This is a genomic window from Paraburkholderia sp. BR10872 (assembly GCF_040965835.1).
Classification (GTDB): Bacteria; Pseudomonadota; Gammaproteobacteria; order Burkholderiales; family Burkholderiaceae; genus Paraburkholderia; species Paraburkholderia nodosa_A.
Genome location: NZ_JBFRCN010000038.1, coordinates 15,706 through 32,383, shown reverse-complemented (window position 1 = coordinate 32,383; position 16,678 = coordinate 15,706). Strand labels below are relative to the sequence as shown.

The following is a 16,678-nucleotide window of genomic DNA, read 5'->3' as shown; positions in this document are numbered from 1 at the left end:
TGTGTCTCCGTTTCTGCTTGAGTCTGCTTAAGTCTGCCTAAGCCGGTTCAGTTCGAACGCGTTTGCGCCTGGTTCATCCAGTACGCCACCCGCGCGGGCAGCGTCGTCATGTCGTCGAAGATTTCGCTTGCACCCGCTTCGCGCAACTCGTGCGCGTGCGCGTCGCCGCCCACGTGCGTGCCGCCCACGAAGCCGAGCACCGTCATGCCGGCCGCGCGCGCCGCGCTCACGCCCGTCACGCTGTCCTCGACCACGAGGCACGCGGCGGGCGCGACATCCATGCCCTGCGCCGCCGCGAGATAGACGTCGGGCGCGGGCTTCGGCCGGGCGACGATATCGGCGCAGTACACGCGCGCGCCAAAGAAGCGATCGAGCCCGTTGCGCGCCAGCACCTCGCGCACCACCGCCGTGTAGCTGTTGCTCGCACAGGCCTTGGTGAGCGCCACGGCTTCCAGTGCCGCCACGACGCCCGGAAATAGCGGCGCTTCGCGCGCTTCGGCTTCGGCCACGGTGCGGATCGCATCGACGTCGGCGGCGGTGAGGCTGCGCCCGAGCGCTTCACCCGCGCCGCCCAGCACGCGCTCGATGCGCTGGCCGAGCAGCGGCATGACGACGGGCGCCGCGTCCACGCCGGGCCAGCGCGCTTCGAGTTCGCGCACCAGCACGCGGGCCGCTACGGCTTCGCTGTCGATCAGCACGCCGTCGCAATCGCAGATCAGGGCTTGACTGGACATCGCATTGGCCATTACTTGACCGCCCCGAACGTAAGGCCGCGCACCAGTTGCTTCTGCGACAGCCAGCCGACGATCAGCACCGGCGCGACCGCGAGCAGCGACGCCGCGGAGAGCTTCGCCCAGAACAGCCCCTCAGGGCTCGAGTACGACGCGATGAACACCGTCAGCGGCGCGGCGTTCGAGCTCGAGAGGTTGATGCTCCAGAACGCTTCGTTCCACGAAAGAATGATCAACAGCAGCGCGGTAGATGCGAGCCCCGGCACCGCCATCGGCATGAGCAGATAGACGATTTCCTGCCAGGTGGCCGCGCCGTCCATGCGTCCGGCTTCGAGAATGTCTTTGGGAATCTCGTTGAAGTACGTGTACGCCATCCACACTGCGATCGGCAGATTGATGAGCGTATAGACGATCACCAGCCCGCTCACGGTGTCGAGGAGCCCCGAGTTCTTCCACAGCAGGTAGATCGGCACGAGCACGCCCACCGAAGGCATCATCTTGGTGGAGAGCATCCACAGCAGAATTCCCTGCGTGCGCTTGTTCGGGAAGAACGCCATCGCGTAGGCCGCGGGCACGGCAAGAATCAGGCAGACGATCGTCACGCCGGCCGAAATCATCACCGAATTCCACGCGAACGCGAAGTAGTTGCTGCGCGCGAACACCTCTCTGAAGCTGTCGAGCGTGGGCAGGAAGAAGATCGTCGGGATATAGGCCTGCTGCTCGGTCTTGAACGCCGTGATCGTCATCCAGAAGATCGGGAAGAACAGCGCGATCGCGATCAGCCAGGCAAGCAGCCCCGGCAGCACGCGCCCGATGAACTGCATCGGCGACGAATGCTTGACCGCGTCGGGCGATTGCGCGGGCGTAGCGGTAATCTGGCTCATTTTTCGTACTCCCCTTTGAGGTTGCGCGCGAGCATGCGCACGAGGAAGAACGACACGATGTTCGCCAGCACGACGGCGAGAATGCCGCCAGCCGAAGCGATGCCCACGTCGAACTGCTGCAGGCCCATCGAGTAGATCAGGTAAGTGAGGTTGGTGGTCGCGTTGCCGGGACCGCCGCCCGTGGTCGTGTAGATCTCGGCGAAGATCGACAGCAGGAAGATGGTTTCCATCATCACGACAACGGCAATCGCGCGCCGCAGGTGCGGCAGCGTGATGTAGAAGAACAAGGCGATCGGGCCCGCGCCGTCGATCTTCGCGGCTTCCTTCTGCTCCTGGTCGAGCGACTGGATCGCCGTGAAGAGAATGAGGAACGCGAACGGCAGCCACTGCCACGCCACGATCATGATGACCGCGGTGAGCGGATAGACGGCGAACCAGTCGATCGGCGTCATGCCTATCGAGCGCATGGCGATGGCCACGAGGCCGTACACCGGATGCAGGATCATGTTCTTCCAGATCAGCGCGCTCACCGTGGGCATCACGAAGAACGGCGCGATCGCGAACAGGCGCGCCACGCCCTGACCGATGAACTTGCGGTCGAACAGCACCGCCATCAGCACGCCGCCGACCACGGTGATCACGAGCACCGCCACGATCAGCTCGATGGTGTGCACGATCGACGGCACGAACGAGGGATCGGTGGCGAGGAACCTGTAGTTGTCGAAGCCCGCGAATCCCTTGAGATCGGGGTTCAGCAGGTTGTATCGCGTGAACGAATACCAGATCGTCATCGCGAGCGGGATCGTCATCCACAGCAGCAGCACCGCCACGGACGGCGTCACGAGCCAGCGTGAGGCCGAGCGGCGCGATTCGACCTGCTGCGGTTTCTGTGGCGTGCGCGCTCGATTGAATATAGGCATGGGGAGATGGAGATGACGCATGAGGACCACCCTTCTCGGTTGCGCGCCTCTATGGAACACGGCGCGGCATCGGCTGTCGCGAGTGCGCGCGCCGCGCCAGGTCGCCCGGCGCGCGCACTCGCGCTACTACGCTGGCTGCCTGAACGGCGCAGCCCGACTTCCCGCAGTTACTTCTGATACCCGGCTTGCGCCACGGCACGGTTGGCAGCGGCGTTACCGGCGGTCAGCGCCTGATCGACGCTCATCTGCCCTGCCACGGCGCCCGCAATGCTCTGGCCCACGACCGTACCGAACGACTGGAACTCAGGAATCCCGACGAACTGGATACCCGTGTACGGCACCGGCTTCGCGGTCGGATGCGTCGGATCGGCGGTCTGGATCGCCTTGAGCACGAACTCGGAGAACGGCGCGGCCTTCTTGTACTCGGGATTCTGATAGGTCGAAATGCGCGTGCCCGAGGGCACCGAAGCCCAGCCCTCGTCCTGCGCGACCATCTGGACGTACTCTTTCGAGGTGGCCCATTCGATGAACTTCTTCGCCGCGTCCTGCGACTTCGACGACTTCGGCACCGCGAGCGCCCACGACCACAGCCAGTGCGCGCCGTTGGGCGTGGCTTCGGTCGGCGCGGCCGCGAAGCCGATCTTGTCGGCCACCTGCGACTGCTGCTTGTTGTAGAGGATGCCGGCTGCCACCGTCGCGTCGATCCACATCGCGCACTTGCCCGACGACATCAGCGTGAGGTTTTCGTTGAAGCCGTTCGAGCTGGCTCCCGGCGGGCCGTCCTTCTTCAGCATGTCGACGTAGAAGTTCACCGCCTTCTTCCACTCTGGCGAAGTGAGCTGCGCCTGCCACTTTTCGTCGAACCAGCGGCCGCCGAAGGTGTTCGCGACCGTCGTCACATACGCCATGTTCTCGCCCCAGCCGGCCTTGCCGCGCAGGCAGATGCCGTAGGTGCCGGCGGACTTGTCGGTGAGCTTGTCGGCGAAGTCCTTGATCTGGTCATAGGTCGGCTGCTCGGGCATCTTGAGGCCCTTCTTGTCGAACAGGTCCTTGCGGTAATACGTCATCGAGCTTTCGACGTAGAACGGCAGCGCGTAAAGCGTGCCGTTGTACGAGAGGCCATCGCGCGCGGTCTTCACCACGTCGTCGAGGTCGTAGCTCGCGGGCAGGTTCGTCATCGGCACGATCCAGCCGCGCTTGCCCCATTGCGGCGCCTCGTAGGTGCCGATCATCATCACGTCGAACTGACCGCTGTTGGTCGTGATGTCGGTGGTGGCACGCTGGCGCAGCACGTTTTCTTCGAGAATCACCCAGTTCAGCTTGATGCCCGGATTGGCCTTTTCGAAAGCCGGCGAGAGCTTCTTCAGCTCGATCATGTCCGGGTTGTTCAACATCGCGATCGTGACGGTCTGCGCGTGCGCGGCGCTCGCCGCCGCGACGAGTGCACCCACGCTCGCCGCTCGACTTATGCACTTTGCGGCGGTCTTCATTGCTGGCTTCATGACGTTGTCTCCTTGTTCGTTGCGTTATGTCTTGCTGCAGCCGGGCTGCTGTCGTGATGCGTTGGGCAAGGGTTGCGGGAAATTCAGCTCATCCAGTTTCCGCCGTCGACGTTGAGGGTCTGCGCGGTGATGTAATCGGCGTCGGCGGAAGCGAGAAAGAGCGCGGCGCCCGTGAGGTCCTCGGGCAGGCCCATGCGCCCGAGCGGCACGGCCTCGCCCACGAGGCGCTTCTTCTCGCCGGGCGGACGATGCTCGTAGCGTGCGAAGAGCGCGTCGACCTGCTCCCACATGGGCGTGTCGACCACGCCCGGCGCGATGCCGTTCACGTTGATGCGATGGGGCGCGAGCGCCAGCGCCGCCGACTGCGTGTAGCTCAGCACGGCGGCCTTGGTTGCGCAGTAGTGGGAGACGAGCGCTTCGCCGCGGCGGCCCGCCTGCGACGACATGTTGATGATCTTGCCGCCCTGGCCCTGCTCGACCATGCGGCGCGCCACGGCCTGCATGAGGAAGAACATGCCCTTCACGTTCACCGCGAAGAGGCGGTCGTACACGTCCCAGGCTTCGTCGAGGAGCGGGCGCATGTCGAAGAGCGCCGCGTTGTTGAAGAGGATGTCGATGCGGCCGAAGCGTTCGAGCGCGCCCTCCACGATGCGATCGATGTCCTCACGGCGGGTGACGTCGGCGGAGATCGCGAGCACGCGCTCGGGGTACGCGGCGGCCAGCGTTGGCGCGACGGACCCGGCGGGCTTCACGTCCACTAGCACGCAGCGCGCGCCTTCGTCCAGATAACGCTGCGCGACCGCCTCGCCAATGCCGCTCGCCGCGCCAGTCAGCACGGCTACCTTGTCCTGCAAACGTCCGGCCGCCGGGGTCGCGGTGTGTGCCACAGGTGTCTCCAATTTCGTTCGTGCGGGGCGCGCCCGACAGACGCTCCAGAGGAGCAGCTGAGCGATCGCCCGACATGTGGGCATTTGCTCTGTCGTTGATCGAATGATCGGATACGAGTCGGAGACTGTCAAGGCGAACAAACGCGATTGGCCGAGATTTCGATGGTGCGACGCGCAAGCCTCCACTCGCTGCGGCCTGCAGAACCGGCCCCCTGACCGGATGACGAGCTGACTCGCCAATCGAAGTGATACGTTATATCATCTCGCCTTCGCGACGCCGACGCGACCGCGTCCGCTTTCAGGCTCCCTATAGACAAGGATAGAACCATGATCACGTTCAGCCGCGCCAACTGCACGCCCCGGGCTGCCACCACAGACGCGCGCCGTCGCGTCACGCTCGCGCGCCTCGCGGGCGGGCTCGCGCTCGCGCTGGTCGGCGCGTTCGGCGGCGCGAGCGCCGCCCTGGCGGCGCAGGCTGTCAGCGCCACGATTCCGGTTGTCGCGGCGGAGAACTTCTATGGCGATGTCGTCAAGCAGATCGGCGGTAATTACGTGGACGTGACGAGCATCCTGAGCAACCCCGACCAGGACCCGCACCTCTTCGAAGCCAGCCCGAAGACCGCGCGCGCGCTTCAGAATGCGCGCGTAGTGGTGTACAACGGCGCCGATTACGACCCGTGGATGACCAAGCTGCTCGGCGCCACCGGCGCCGGCAAGAACGGCGCCAACCGCACGACGATCGTCGCGGCGGACGTCGTCGGCAAGAAAGCGGGCGACAATCCGCACCTCTGGTACGACCCGAAGACGATGCCCGCCGTGGCGCGCGCCGTGAGCGCCGCGCTCGGCGCAGCGGACCCCGCGCACAAGAGCGTGTACGATGCCAACCTGGCAACGTTCCTCGCCTCGCTGCAGCCGGTCGACGCCAAGGTCGCGGCGCTGCGCGCGCGCTACCAGGGGCAGCCCGTCACGGCGACGGAGCCGGTGTTCGGCTATATGTCGGATGCGATCGGCCTCGACATGCGCAACCTGCGCTTCCAGCTCGCGGCGATGAACGACACCGAGGCAAGCGCCTCGGACATCGCCGCGTTCGAGCGCGACCTGCGCGAGCACCGCGTGCACGTGCTGATCTATAACAGCCAGGCGACCGAGGCGCTCACGCGGCGCATGCTGGCGCTCGCGAAGCAGTCGAAGGTGCCGTCCGTGAGCGTGACCGAGACGCAGCCGGCCGGCGTGACCTTCCAGCAATGGATGCTCGCGCAGCTCGACGCGCTCGACAAGGCGCTGGCAGCGGGAACAGCAGGGCAACACTAACCGTATTCAGCAAGGACAGATGTCATGACCGGGGCCGGCTCTTCGCCCACCGATATCGCTTCATCGCGCAACGCACAGCATAACGGCGCGCACCGCGCGCCCACGCCTGTGCTCACGCTAGCGGGCGTGACGCTGACGCTCGGCGAGCGCACGATCCTGCGCGACGCGAACTTCGCGGTAAACCAGGGCGAATTCATCGGCGTGCTCGGCCCGAATGGCGCGGGCAAGACCACGCTCATGCGGGCGATTCTCGGCCTCGTGCCGGCCTCGCACGGCGCGATCCGCGTGCTGGGCGAGCCGGTCGCGCGCGGCAACGCCAAAATCGGCTACATGCCGCAAACGCGCACGGCGCTCGCGAGCCGCCGCGTGCGTGGCCGCGACTTCGTGGCGATGGCCGCCGACGGCCACCGCTGGGGCCTGCCGCGCGCCGACGCCGCCACGCGCGCCGACGTCGCGCGCGTGCTCGATCTCGTGGGGGCGACAGCACTGGCGGACCGCCCGCTTTCGGAGCTTTCGGGCGGCGAACGCCAGCGCCTGCTGCTCGCGCAATGCCTGCTCGGCGACCCGAAGCTGCTGCTGCTCGACGAGCCGCTCATCAGCCTCGACCCCAACCACCAGCGCGGCGTGGTCGAACTCGTGCGCCGCGTGCAGCGCGAGCTCGGCATCGCGGTGCTGTTCTCCGCGCACGAGCTGAACCCGCTCCTCAACGCGCTCGATCGCGTGCTCTATCTCGGCAACGGCGTGGCCGCGCTCGGCAGCGTGGATGAAGTCATCACCGCGCCCGTGCTCTCGCGCCTCTACGGCTCGCCGATCGAAGTGATGCGCATGAAGGGCCGCATCTTCGTGATGTCGGGCGACGTGGAAGTCGAAAAGCACGACCACGAGCATGAGCACGACCATGGCCACGACCACGGCGGCCATGGCCACGCGCACGGACATGCCCACGGCGACAACAACGACAACACACACGGCCACACGCACGATGCTTGAATACGATTTCATGGTGAACGCCTTCGCGGCGTCGGGCATCGTCGCGGTGCTCGCGGGCGTGGTGGGCTATTTCCTCGTGATGCGCGGTCAGACCTTCGCGGGCCACGCGCTCTCGCACGTCGGTTTCACGGGCGCGACAGGCGCCGTGCTGCTCGGCGTTTCGCCGCTGTGGGGCATGGTGGGCTTCACGCTCGCCGCCGGCGTTTCGATGGGCGCGCTCGGCGAAAAGCTCGCGGGTCGCGATGTCGCGATCGGCGTGATTCTTTCGCTCGCGCTCGGCTTCGGCCTGCTGTTTCTGCACTTCTTCACGTCGTATGCCACGCAGGTCACGGCGCTGCTGTTCGGCAACGTGCTGGGCGTGAACCGCGAGACGCTCGGCGTGCTGGCCGCCCTCGCCGCGGCGAGCCTGGCGGCGCTGGGCGCCATCATGCGGCCGCTGCTGTTCGCCTCGCTGCAGCCCGAACTCGCCGAAGCGAAGGGCGTGTCGCTGCGCGCGGTCTCGATGCTGTTCCTCGCCATCGCCGCGCTCGCGGTGGCGGCGTGCACGCAGATCGTCGGCGTGCTGCTCGTCTTTACGCTGATGGTCGGTCCGGCCGCCGCCGCGCAGAATCTCACCACGCGTCTGTCCACCGGCCTCGTGCTCGCCGCGCTGCTCGCGCTCGTGCAGGCGTGGCTCGGCGTGACGCTCGCGTTCTACACCGACTGGCCCACCAGCTTCTGGATCACCGCGCTCGCCGCGCTCGTCTACGGCGCGAGTCTGATCGGGCGTCGCTAGGACGCTGGATGCGCCAGGAAAAAGGCGTTGCCCCTCGCGGTGGCAACGCCTTTTTTGCTTCTACGGCTTCACCTCGATGAGCACCTCGCCGGCGCGCGGACCGATGCCGGTGCGAACCAGGTTCGAACGCGGCCGTATAGATCGATGAAGCGCGCATAGCGCTGCGCGAGCGTGGCGTCTTCGCGCGGCGACGCCACTTGCGTCGCGGCCGGCGCAAGCGCCGCGAGGTCGCTCATGCGCCAGTGTCCACAGGCGAGGCCGCCCAGCATCGCGGCGCCGCGCGCCGCTGCGTTCGGGCAGTCGATCGCGTAGAGGTCCGCGTCGAGCGTGTCGGCGAGCAACTGCCGCCAGCGCGCATCCACCGAGCCGCCGCCCGCGAGCTTGAGCGTCGGCACACTGCGCGCATCCCGCGTGCCTCCATCGGCGGCTTCACGGGTGCTGCGCACGGCATCGAGGCCTGCACGCAACGCAAACGCGACGCCCTCGAACGCCGCGCGCATGAGCGTGCCGCGCGAGTCGCCGAGCGCAGCGCCCAGCCAGCCGCCGCGCGCCGCGGGGTCGAGCCACGGCGAGCGCTCGCCGCTCAGGTAAGGCAGGAACGCGAGCGTCGCCGACGGCGGCACGGCGAACGCATCCGCGTAAGCCGAAGCCCAGTCGTAGGCCAGCCAGCCGCGTGCCGCTTCCAGCGCCACGCCCACGTTCTGCATGGCGGCCATGGTGTACCAGCCGCCCGTCGCCGAGCGGTAGCGATGCAGCCCGCGCCGTGCGGGCGGCTCGCTGCGCGCGGTCACGACGATCTGGCCGCCTGTGCCCGTCGTGAGGAGCGCGTCGCCTTCGTCGGCCAGGCCGGTGCCGAACGCGGCGCAAGGCGTGTCGCCCGCGCCCGTCGCGAGCACGATGCCGGCGGGCAGCCCGAGCGCCTGCGCGGCTTGCGCGCTCAGCGCGCCGCTCGCTTCATGCGACGCGGCCAGCGGCGCAAACCACCGCGCCGGCAGTCCGAGGCGCTCGATCAGCGCGAAGTCCCACGTGCCGTCGGGTGCGGCGAGCGCCGTCGCGCACGCATCCGACGGATCGGCTTTGACTGCGCCACCGAGCGCCACGCGCAGCCAGTCTTTCGGCTGCAGCGCCCAGCGCGCGGCTTGTGCGACTTGCGGCTCGTGCTGCAGAACCCAGCGCAGCAGCGGCCCCGCCATGCCAGGGGCCACGGGGTTGGACTGCGGATGTTCGGGGTCGTCGGGCCAGGCATCGAGCAGCGCATGCGCGCGCGTGTCGGGCCAGAGCATCGCGGGGCGCAACGCGCGGCCCGCTTCGTCGGTGAGCACGACGCCGTGCATCTGTCCGGAAAAGCCGATTGCCCGCACCGCGGCGCGCTCGCTCTCCGGCAATCGCGCGCAGGCCACGACGAGCGCGTCCCACCACCGATCCACGGCGATCTCGGCCCAGCCGGGCTGCGGTGTTTCGAGCGCATAGGCCACGCTCGCGGCGGCACGCTCGACGCCATCGCCATCGATGATGCCGAGCTTAAGTGAACCGGTGCCGAGGTCGATACCGAGAAAACGCGTCTGCGATGGGCTCATGGGGAACGATGTGCGAGGTGGGTGAGGACGGGAAGAACGATCATACCGGCGAGCACGCCGCCGAATGTGCGTTGAGCGGGGGATTCAAACCTGCCGCGAACCCGCGTGCAACGCAGCCGATTTCGACGCGAATCATGCCCATTCGCGGGTTAACCCGGTGGGTGTTCGCGGGATGCAAAATGGCTCACATTGCGCATTCGAAATAGAGATCATAACGACGCTGCCATAGGTGACATGACCCGCTGGGCATCGCCGGCCTCACTTCGAGCCACCTGCACGCCCTCCGCCATGGCGCCGTACCGCCACGCCGCGCCGCGGCACCCACAGCGCGAAGCCGCCCAATCGCCGCAAACAGGGGGCTCCCCGCCTTGCGCCGCCGCACGCGCGGTCCGAACCGGCGCCTCGCGACGCCGCCATGATGCCGCCACGCGCGCCGATCCCACCCTTATGTCGCCGGCCCATCCCGACGGGCGCATATCGTCGCCGGAAAGCACGGAATAGTCTCCAGTGGTCTTGTTGCATATTTTCTTACCGCATACCTTGGAGGCCATACCCTTAAACCAAGAGACGGAGACAGACGACATGCAAGCCAAGGGCATTGAGGACCAGGCCGCCCAGCGGTCTGGCCAGAAGCAGGTCCACCCCTGCGACGAGCGCCTGCCGTTCAGCCAGTTGCTGACACTCGGCATCCAGCACGTGCTCGTGATGTACGCGGGCGCGGTGGCCGTGCCGCTCATCGTCGGCGGCGCGATCGGGCTGCCGAAGGACCAGGTCGCCTTCCTCATCAGCGCCGACCTGTTCGCCTGCGGCATCGCCACGCTGATCCAGACGCTCGGCCTGTGGATCTTCGGCATCCGCCTGCCCGTGATCATGGGCTGCACGTTCGCCTCGGTGGGTCCGATGATCGCCATCGGCACCAATCCGTCGCTCGGCCTGCTCGACATCTTCGGCTCGACCATCGCGGCGGGCGCAATCGGCATCGTGATCGCGCCGATGATCGGCAAGCTGCTGCGCTTCTTCCCGCCTGTTGTGGTGGGCACGGTGATCGCAGTGATCGGCCTCTCGCTCATGGAAGTGGGCATCAACTGGGCCGCGGGCGGCGTGGGCAACCCCGACTACGGCGACCCGATCTACCTCGGCCTCTCGCTGCTCGTGCTGATGCTGATCCTGCTCATCAACAAGTTCGGGCGCGGCTTCATCGCGAATATCTCGGTGCTGCTCGGCATCGTCGCGGGCTTCGCCATCGCGCTTGCGCTCGGTCGCGTAAACCTCGAAGGCATGGCCAGCGCGCCGTGGGTCGGCATCGTCATGCCGTTCCACTTCGGCATGCCGAAGTTCCACATCCTGCCGATCGCGACGATGGTGATCGTGATGTTCGTCACCTTCATCGAATCGACGGGCATGTTCCTCGCGGTAGGCGACATGGTCGAGCGCCCCGTCGATCAGGCCACGCTCGTGCGCGGCCTGCGCGTCGACGGTCTCGGCACGATGATCGGCGGCATCTTCAACTCGTTCCCGCATACATCGTTCTCGCAGAACGTGGGCTTGATCGGCGTGACGGGCGTGAAGAGCCGCTATGTGTGCGCGATGGGCGGCGTGATTCTCGTGCTGCTCGGCCTCTTTCCGAAGATGGCGCAGATGGTCGCCTCCGTGCCCGCCTTCGTGCTGGGCGGCGCAGGCATCGTGATGTTCGGCATGGTGGCGGCGAACGGCATCAAGGTGCTCTCTCGCGTGGACTTCGTGAAGAACCAGCACAACCTGTTCATCGTGGCCGTGAGCGTGGGTTTCGGCCTCGTGCCGGTGGTGTCGCCGCACTTCTTCGCCAAGCTGCCGCCCGCGCTTTCGCCGCTGCTCCATAGCGGCATCCTGCTCGCTTCGGTTTCGGCGGTGGTGCTGAACCTGATCTTCAACGGTGCGAAGAGCGAGAAAGCCGCCGAGCGCGCCATCCGCCGCGCCGGGCACGATTTCGAAGGCCGCCCCGATGCCGCGCCGACGCCGGATACGGGCCACGAAATGCCGCGCTCGGCCGCGCACTGAGTCGATCTCACTGCACTGATCGAACCGGGTTTGAAAGTATTGAGTTGACGCGAGAGGTGCCCCGCTCGCAGGTGCCCATCCATACACAGGCGGGCGGGGTCTTTTGCTGGTTCGGCGCCATGGGAAACCATGGCGCTTTTTTTAACCGCGCTGCGCACGCTCACACGCGAAAAAAAACGCCACGGTCTCCCGTGGCGTTCTGGCTTCCGATTCCGAAACCGTAGAGCGTTATCCCGCCGTCGCCGTAGCCGCCGAAGCCGCCGCCGGCGCGCTGGCCGCGCCGTAATCGGCTGGCGCATCGGGCTCGCGCGGCGTCTCGCCTGCATGCGCGATCCAGCCGCCGCCCAACGCGCGATACAGATCGACGAGGTTGGTCAGGCGCGCAAGGCGCGCCGTGACGAGCGACTGCTGCGCCGTGTAGAGGCTGGTCTGCGCGGCCAGCACCGGCAGATAGCTGTCCACGCCGTTTTTGTAGCGCAGTTCCGAAAGCGTGAGCGAGCGCTGGTTCGCAAAGGTGCTCCGCTCGAGCGCGGCGATCTGCTCGTCGTAGGTGCCTCGTGCAGCCAGGCCGTCGGCCACTTCGCGGAACGCCGACTGGATCGACTTCTCGTAGTTGGCGATCTCGATGCGCTTCTCGACATTCGCGAGTTGCAGGTTCGCGATGTTCGAGCCGCCTTCGAAGATCGGCAGCGTGATCTGCGGCACGAAACTCCATGCCGCCGTGCCCGCCTTGAAGAGGCCGCCGAGCGACAGGCTTTCGGTGCCGAACGCCGCCGTGAGCGAGATCTTCGGGAAGAACGCCGCACGCGCCGCGCCGATATTGGCGTTTGCCGCAAGCAGCGTTTGCTCAGCCTGCATGATGTCCGGACGACGCGTGAGCAGATCCGAAGGCAGGCCTGCCGGAATGTCGTTGACCAGCGGCTGGCCGTCGAGCGGCAGGCCTTGCGGCAGATCCGCCGGCAGCGGCTCGCCGATCAGCAGCACGAGCGCGTTTTCGGCCTGCGCGCGTGCCCGCAGTTGCGCCTGCATGTTGGCCTGCGCGTTCTCGACCACCGTTTGCGCCTGGCGCAAATCGAGCTCGGTGCCGGTGCCCGTATCGAACTGCGCCTTCGCGATGTTGTACGAGTCCTGCGCCGTCTTGAGCGTTTCCTGCGTGACCTTGAGCAGGTCGTCGTCGGAGAGCATGGTCAGGTACTGGTCCGCGACTTCCGAAACCAGCGTGATTTCCGCTGCCTTGCGTGCATACGCCGTCGAGAGGTACTGCGCCAACGCCTGGTCCTTCAGGCTGCGGATGCGCCCCCAGAAGTCCAGCTCCCACGACGCCTGCACGCCCACGTTGTAGACGCTGTACGGGTTCGGACTGTTCGGTGTGGTCAGCAGATCCCTCGGTGTGCGCGTGCGCGTGTCCGTGGCCACGCCGTTGATCGCCGGGAACAGCTCGGCGCGCGTGATCTGATACTGCGCGCGCGCCGCCTCGACGTTGAGCACCGACACGCGCAGATCGCGGTTGTTCTTCAGCGCGATGTCGACGAGTTGCTGCAGACGCGGATCGACGAAGAACTCGCGCCAGCCGATGTCGGTAGCCGCGGCGCCATTGGCGCTCGGGGCGGCCTGGCCGTTCTGGCCATTCGCGCCCCCGGCAACCGGCTGCGTCGCGTACACGCCGCCTTGCGGGAAGCTCTGCGACACCGGCGCTTCAGGCCGGTGGTACCACGGCTCCATCGTGCAACCCGCGAGGAGCGCAGCGGCCGCTGCAATTACGGATAGTTTATGCATCTCAATGTCCTTCCTTGCCCGGGCCGTCGCCGTTGCTGCCGCCGTTGCCACCTTCGCCACCACGGTCGTTGCCACCCTGAGCGCCACCACCATTCGCGCCATTGTCCTGGTCGTGGTCGTGCGCGTGGTGCTCTTCGTAGTGCTGGAGCGCGACGTCCGCGTCTTCCTTCTCGCCGGCGAACTTCGCGCGAATCACCACGAAGAACATCGGGATCATGAAGATCGCGAGGAACGTGGCCGTGATCATCCCGCCGATCACGCCCGTGCCGATCGCGTGCTGCGAAGCCGAACCCGCGCCGTTACTGATCGCGAGCGGCAGCACGCCGAGAATGAACGCCATCGACGTCATCAGAATCGGCCGCAGACGCAGTCGCGAAGCTTCGAGCGCCGCCTCGATCGGTCCCATCTTCCCTTCGGCCTGCAGGTCGCGCGCGAACTCCACGATCAGAATCGCGTTCTTCGCCGACAGACCCACAGTGGTTAGCAGGCCCACCTGGAAGAACACGTCGTTCTCGAGGCCGCGCAAGGTCACCGCCAGCAGCGCACCGAGCACGCCGAGCGGCACCACCATGATGACCGCGAACGGAATCGACCAGCTTTCATACAGCGCCGCGAGACACAGGAACACGACGAGGATCGAGATGCCGTACAGGATCGGCGCCTGCGAGCCCGACTGGCGCTCCTGATACGACAGGCCCGTCCATTCGTAGCCGATACCCGCGGGCAGCTTCGCCGCGATCTGCTCCATGGCCGTCATGGCCTGGCCGGTCGACTTGCCCTGCCCCGCCTGACCCTGGATTTCCAGAGCGGAAATGCCGTTGTAGCGTTCGAGCTTCGGCGAACCGAAGGTCCAGCGGCCTTTCGCGACCGAGCCGAACGGCGCCATTCCGCCCGCGCTGTTGCGCACGTACCAGAGGTTCATGTCCTCGGGCGTCATGCGGAACGGTGCATCGGCCATCACGTACACCTTCTTGATACGGCCGTCCGTGTCGAGGAAGTTGTTCACGTACGCCGACGCCCACGCGATCGAGAAGGTCTGGTCGACCGCGGCCGCCGTCACACCGAGCGCCTCGGCCTTTTCGCGGTCGATGTCCACGGTGAACTGCGGCGTGTCGTTCAGGCCGTTCGGGCGCACGAGTGCGAGCGTCGGATCCTTCGCAGCCATGCCGAGCAGCATGTTGCGCGCTTCCATCAGCTTCTCGTGACCGAGACCTCCGCGGTCCTGCAATTCGAAGTCGAAGCCCGACGCGGTGCCGAGTTCAGGAATCGAAGGCGGATTCACCGGGAACACCATCGCGTCCTTGTAGCCCGCATAGTGCATGAACATACGCCGCACCAGCGCCTGGACCTTCTGGTCCGCGTTCTGACGCTGCTTGTAGTCCTTCATCCGTACGAACACGAGACCCGAGTTCTGGCCACGGCCCGCGAAGCTGAAGCCGTTCACCGTGAACACCGACTCGACGATGCTGCCTTCGTCCTTGAGCAGCCAGTTCTGGATGTTGGCGAGCGTGCGTGCCGTCGTTTCCTGGGTCGAGCCCACGGGCGTCTGCACGATCACGAACATCGTGCCCTGGTCTTCATCGGGCAGGAACGACTTCGGCAGGCGCACGAACAGCAGGCCAACCGCGACGATCACCGCGAGATAGATGATGAGCCAGCGGCCCGAGCGCTTGATCACGTGGTGCACGCCGGAGTGATACTTGTCGCGGCTCGTCTCGAACGTACGGTTGAACCAGCCGAAGAAGCCCTTCTTCTCTTCGTGATGACCCTTCGGAATCGGCTTGAGGATGGTCGCGCACAACGCCGGCGTGAGAATCAGCGCGACGAGCACGGACAGCACCATCGCCGCCACGATCGTGAGCGAGAACTGCCGGTAGATGGCGCCGACCGAGCCGCCCGAGAACGCCACCGGCACGAACACCGCGGAAAGCACGAGCGCCACGCCAACGAGTGCGCCGGTAATCTGGCCCATCGCCTTGCGGGTGGCCTCCTTCGGCCCTAACCCCTCTTCCACCATCACCCGCTCGACGTTCTCCACGACCACGATCGCGTCGTCCACCAGCAGGCCGATGGCGAGCACGAGACCGAACATCGACAGCGTGTTGATCGAGAAGCCCACCGCCGCCATGATCGCGAACGTGCCCAGCAGCACCACCGGCACCGCGATCGTCGGAATCAACGTCGCGCGCAGATTCTGCAGGAACAGGTACATCACGAGGAACACCAGCACGATGCCTTCCAGCAGCGTCTTGATCACTTCCTCGATCGACAGGCGCACGAACGGCGTCGTGTCATACGGGTACTTCACGACGAGACCGTGCGGGAAGTACCTCGAGAGGTCGTCGATCTTCTGGCGCACGAGCTTCGCGGTCTGCAGCGCGTTGGCGCCCGTCGCGAGCTGAATGCCCAGACCGGCCGTCGGCGCACCGTTGTACTTCGTGTCGAAGTTGTAGTTTTCGCCACCCAGACCAATACGCGCCACGTCCTTCAAGCGCACCTGCGAGCCGTCCTGGTTCACCTTCAGCAGGATGTTGCCGAACTGCTCGGGCGTCTGCAGCAGCGTCGATTCGGTGATGGTCGCCTGGAACGCCTGCCCCGCCACTGCTGGCGTGCCGCCCAGCTGACCGCCCGCGATCTGCACGTTCTGCGCGGTGATTGCCGCTGTGACGTCGGTTGGCGTTAGCTGGAAGTTCGTAAGCTTGTTTGGATCGAGCCAGACACGCATCGCGTACTGCGAGCCGAACAGCGTGACCGTACCCACGCCGTCGATACGGCTGATCGGGTCTTTCACGTTCGACGCCACGTAGTTCGCGAGGTCGTACTTGGTCATGCTGCCGTCTTCGGACACGAACGCGAGCACGAGCAGGAAGCTGCTGCTCGATTTCGTGACGCTGATGCCGAGCTGCTGCACGACCTGCGGCAGAATCGGCGTGGCGAGCTGCAGCTTGTTCTGCACCTGCACCTGCGCGATGTCGGGGTTGGTGCCCGCCGCGAAAGTCAGCGTGATCGTAGCCGTGCCCGAGTCATCGGAAGTCGACGAGATGTACAGCAGGTGGTCGAGACCGCTCATCTGCTGCTCGATCACCTGCGTGACCGTGTTTTCCACCGTCTTGGCCGATGCGCCCGGATAGTTCGCGCTGATCTGGATGGAAGGCGGCGCGATGGTCGGATACTGCGCGACCGGCAGCGTGAACACCGAGGCCACACCCGCCAGCATCAGGATGATGGCGATCACCCATGCAAAGATTGGGCGATCAATAAAGAACTTTGCCATGAAGCAGGCTCCCC

General features: G+C 66.2%; 11 protein-coding genes and 1 pseudogene. 4 read left to right on the top strand and 8 right to left on the bottom strand.

Translation table 11 applies throughout. From position 1 onward, the window contains the following. Positions 1-47: 47 nt before the first annotated feature. From AB4Y43_RS26345 to AB4Y43_RS26325, 5 genes and pseudogenes are all read right to left on the bottom strand, one after another. On the bottom strand, positions 48-734 hold the full coding sequence (locus tag AB4Y43_RS26345) for an HAD family hydrolase (RefSeq protein ID WP_368604078.1): 687 nt from the start codon (positions 732-734) through the stop codon (positions 48-50). An 11-nt stretch (positions 735-745) separates the two neighbouring features. Further along, on the bottom strand, positions 746-1,615 hold the full coding sequence (locus AB4Y43_RS26340) for a carbohydrate ABC transporter permease (RefSeq protein WP_069262826.1): 870 nt from the start codon (positions 1,613-1,615) through the stop codon (positions 746-748). Next, positions 1,612-2,469, bottom strand: a pseudogene (locus AB4Y43_RS26335) (carbohydrate ABC transporter permease); the annotation flags it as partial. The gene AB4Y43_RS26340 and the pseudogene AB4Y43_RS26335, both read right to left, overlap by 4 nt. 233 nt (positions 2,470-2,702) lie before the next feature. After that, positions 2,703-4,037, bottom strand: a complete 1,335-nt coding sequence (locus AB4Y43_RS26330) for a sugar ABC transporter substrate-binding protein (protein WP_342948460.1) — start codon at positions 4,035-4,037, stop codon at positions 2,703-2,705. Between the two features lie 83 nt (positions 4,038-4,120). After that, the gene (locus AB4Y43_RS26325; protein WP_368729125.1) at positions 4,121-4,924 is read right to left on the bottom strand and encodes an L-iditol 2-dehydrogenase; all 804 of its coding nucleotides are present in this window, start codon (positions 4,922-4,924) and stop codon (positions 4,121-4,123) included. A gap of 327 nt (positions 4,925-5,251) precedes the next feature. Between AB4Y43_RS26325 and AB4Y43_RS26320 the strand changes: the two genes are divergently transcribed. The 3 genes from AB4Y43_RS26320 to AB4Y43_RS26310 are packed head-to-tail and all read left to right on the top strand — an operon-like array spanning position 5,252 to position 8,000. Then, a complete protein-coding gene (locus AB4Y43_RS26320) occupies positions 5,252-6,235 on the top strand; it encodes a metal ABC transporter solute-binding protein (RefSeq protein WP_368729124.1) in 984 nt (327 codons plus the stop codon). Between the two features lie 24 nt (positions 6,236-6,259). Continuing rightward, the gene (locus AB4Y43_RS26315) at positions 6,260-7,225 is read left to right on the top strand and encodes an ABC transporter ATP-binding protein (RefSeq protein ID WP_342948459.1); all 966 of its coding nucleotides are present in this window, start codon (positions 6,260-6,262) and stop codon (positions 7,223-7,225) included. After that, positions 7,218-8,000 (top strand): metal ABC transporter permease, encoded by a 783-nt coding sequence (locus AB4Y43_RS26310; protein ID WP_368615923.1) that lies wholly within the window; start codon positions 7,218-7,220, stop codon positions 7,998-8,000. Before AB4Y43_RS26315 ends, AB4Y43_RS26310 begins: the two co-directional genes overlap by 8 nt. A 68-nt stretch (positions 8,001-8,068) precedes the next feature. On the opposite strand, the gene AB4Y43_RS26305 is transcribed toward AB4Y43_RS26310, so the two are convergent. Continuing rightward, the gene (locus AB4Y43_RS26305; RefSeq protein ID WP_368729123.1) at positions 8,069-9,577 is read right to left on the bottom strand and encodes a xylulokinase; all 1,509 of its coding nucleotides are present in this window, start codon (positions 9,575-9,577) and stop codon (positions 8,069-8,071) included. 582 nt (positions 9,578-10,159) lie between these two features. Between AB4Y43_RS26305 and AB4Y43_RS26300 the strand changes: the two genes are divergently transcribed. After that, positions 10,160-11,614, top strand: coding sequence for a nucleobase:cation symporter-2 family protein (locus tag AB4Y43_RS26300; RefSeq protein ID WP_342948456.1), 1,455 nt, complete (start codon positions 10,160-10,162; stop codon positions 11,612-11,614). Between the two features lie 228 nt (positions 11,615-11,842). Here AB4Y43_RS26300 and AB4Y43_RS26295 read toward each other — a convergent pair whose 3' ends face one another. Then, positions 11,843-13,390, bottom strand: a complete 1,548-nt coding sequence (locus AB4Y43_RS26295; protein ID WP_069262834.1) for an efflux transporter outer membrane subunit — start codon at positions 13,388-13,390, stop codon at positions 11,843-11,845. Position 13,391: 1 nt separating this feature from the next. After that, positions 13,392-16,664: an efflux RND transporter permease subunit gene (locus tag AB4Y43_RS26290; protein ID WP_069262835.1), complete on the bottom strand. Its 3,273-nt coding sequence runs from the start codon at positions 16,662-16,664 to the stop codon at positions 13,392-13,394. Positions 16,665-16,678: the final 14 nt, after the last annotated feature.

Bases quoted from the DNA above. Each gene is read 5' to 3' on its own strand.
- AB4Y43_RS26345 (WP_368604078.1), bottom strand. From the start codon at position 734: ATGTCCAGTCAAGCCCTGATCTGCGATTGCGACGGCGTGCTGATCGAC.
- AB4Y43_RS26340 (WP_069262826.1), bottom strand. From the start codon at position 1,615: ATGAGCCAGATTACCGCTACGCCCGCGCAATCGCCCGACGCGGTCAAG.
- AB4Y43_RS26330 (WP_342948460.1), bottom strand. From the start codon at position 4,037: ATGAAGCCAGCAATGAAGACCGCCGCAAAGTGCATAAGTCGAGCGGCG.
- AB4Y43_RS26320 (WP_368729124.1), top strand. From the start codon at position 5,252: ATGATCACGTTCAGCCGCGCCAACTGCACGCCCCGGGCTGCCACCACA.
- AB4Y43_RS26315 (WP_342948459.1), top strand. From the start codon at position 6,260: ATGACCGGGGCCGGCTCTTCGCCCACCGATATCGCTTCATCGCGCAAC.
- AB4Y43_RS26310 (WP_368615923.1), top strand. From the start codon at position 7,218: ATGCTTGAATACGATTTCATGGTGAACGCCTTCGCGGCGTCGGGCATC.
- AB4Y43_RS26305 (WP_368729123.1), bottom strand. From the start codon at position 9,577: ATGAGCCCATCGCAGACGCGTTTTCTCGGTATCGACCTCGGCACCGGT.
- AB4Y43_RS26300 (WP_342948456.1), top strand. From the start codon at position 10,160: ATGCAAGCCAAGGGCATTGAGGACCAGGCCGCCCAGCGGTCTGGCCAG.
- AB4Y43_RS26295 (WP_069262834.1), bottom strand. From the start codon at position 13,390: ATGCATAAACTATCCGTAATTGCAGCGGCCGCTGCGCTCCTCGCGGGT.
- AB4Y43_RS26290 (WP_069262835.1), bottom strand. From the start codon at position 16,664: ATGGCAAAGTTCTTTATTGATCGCCCAATCTTTGCATGGGTGATCGCC.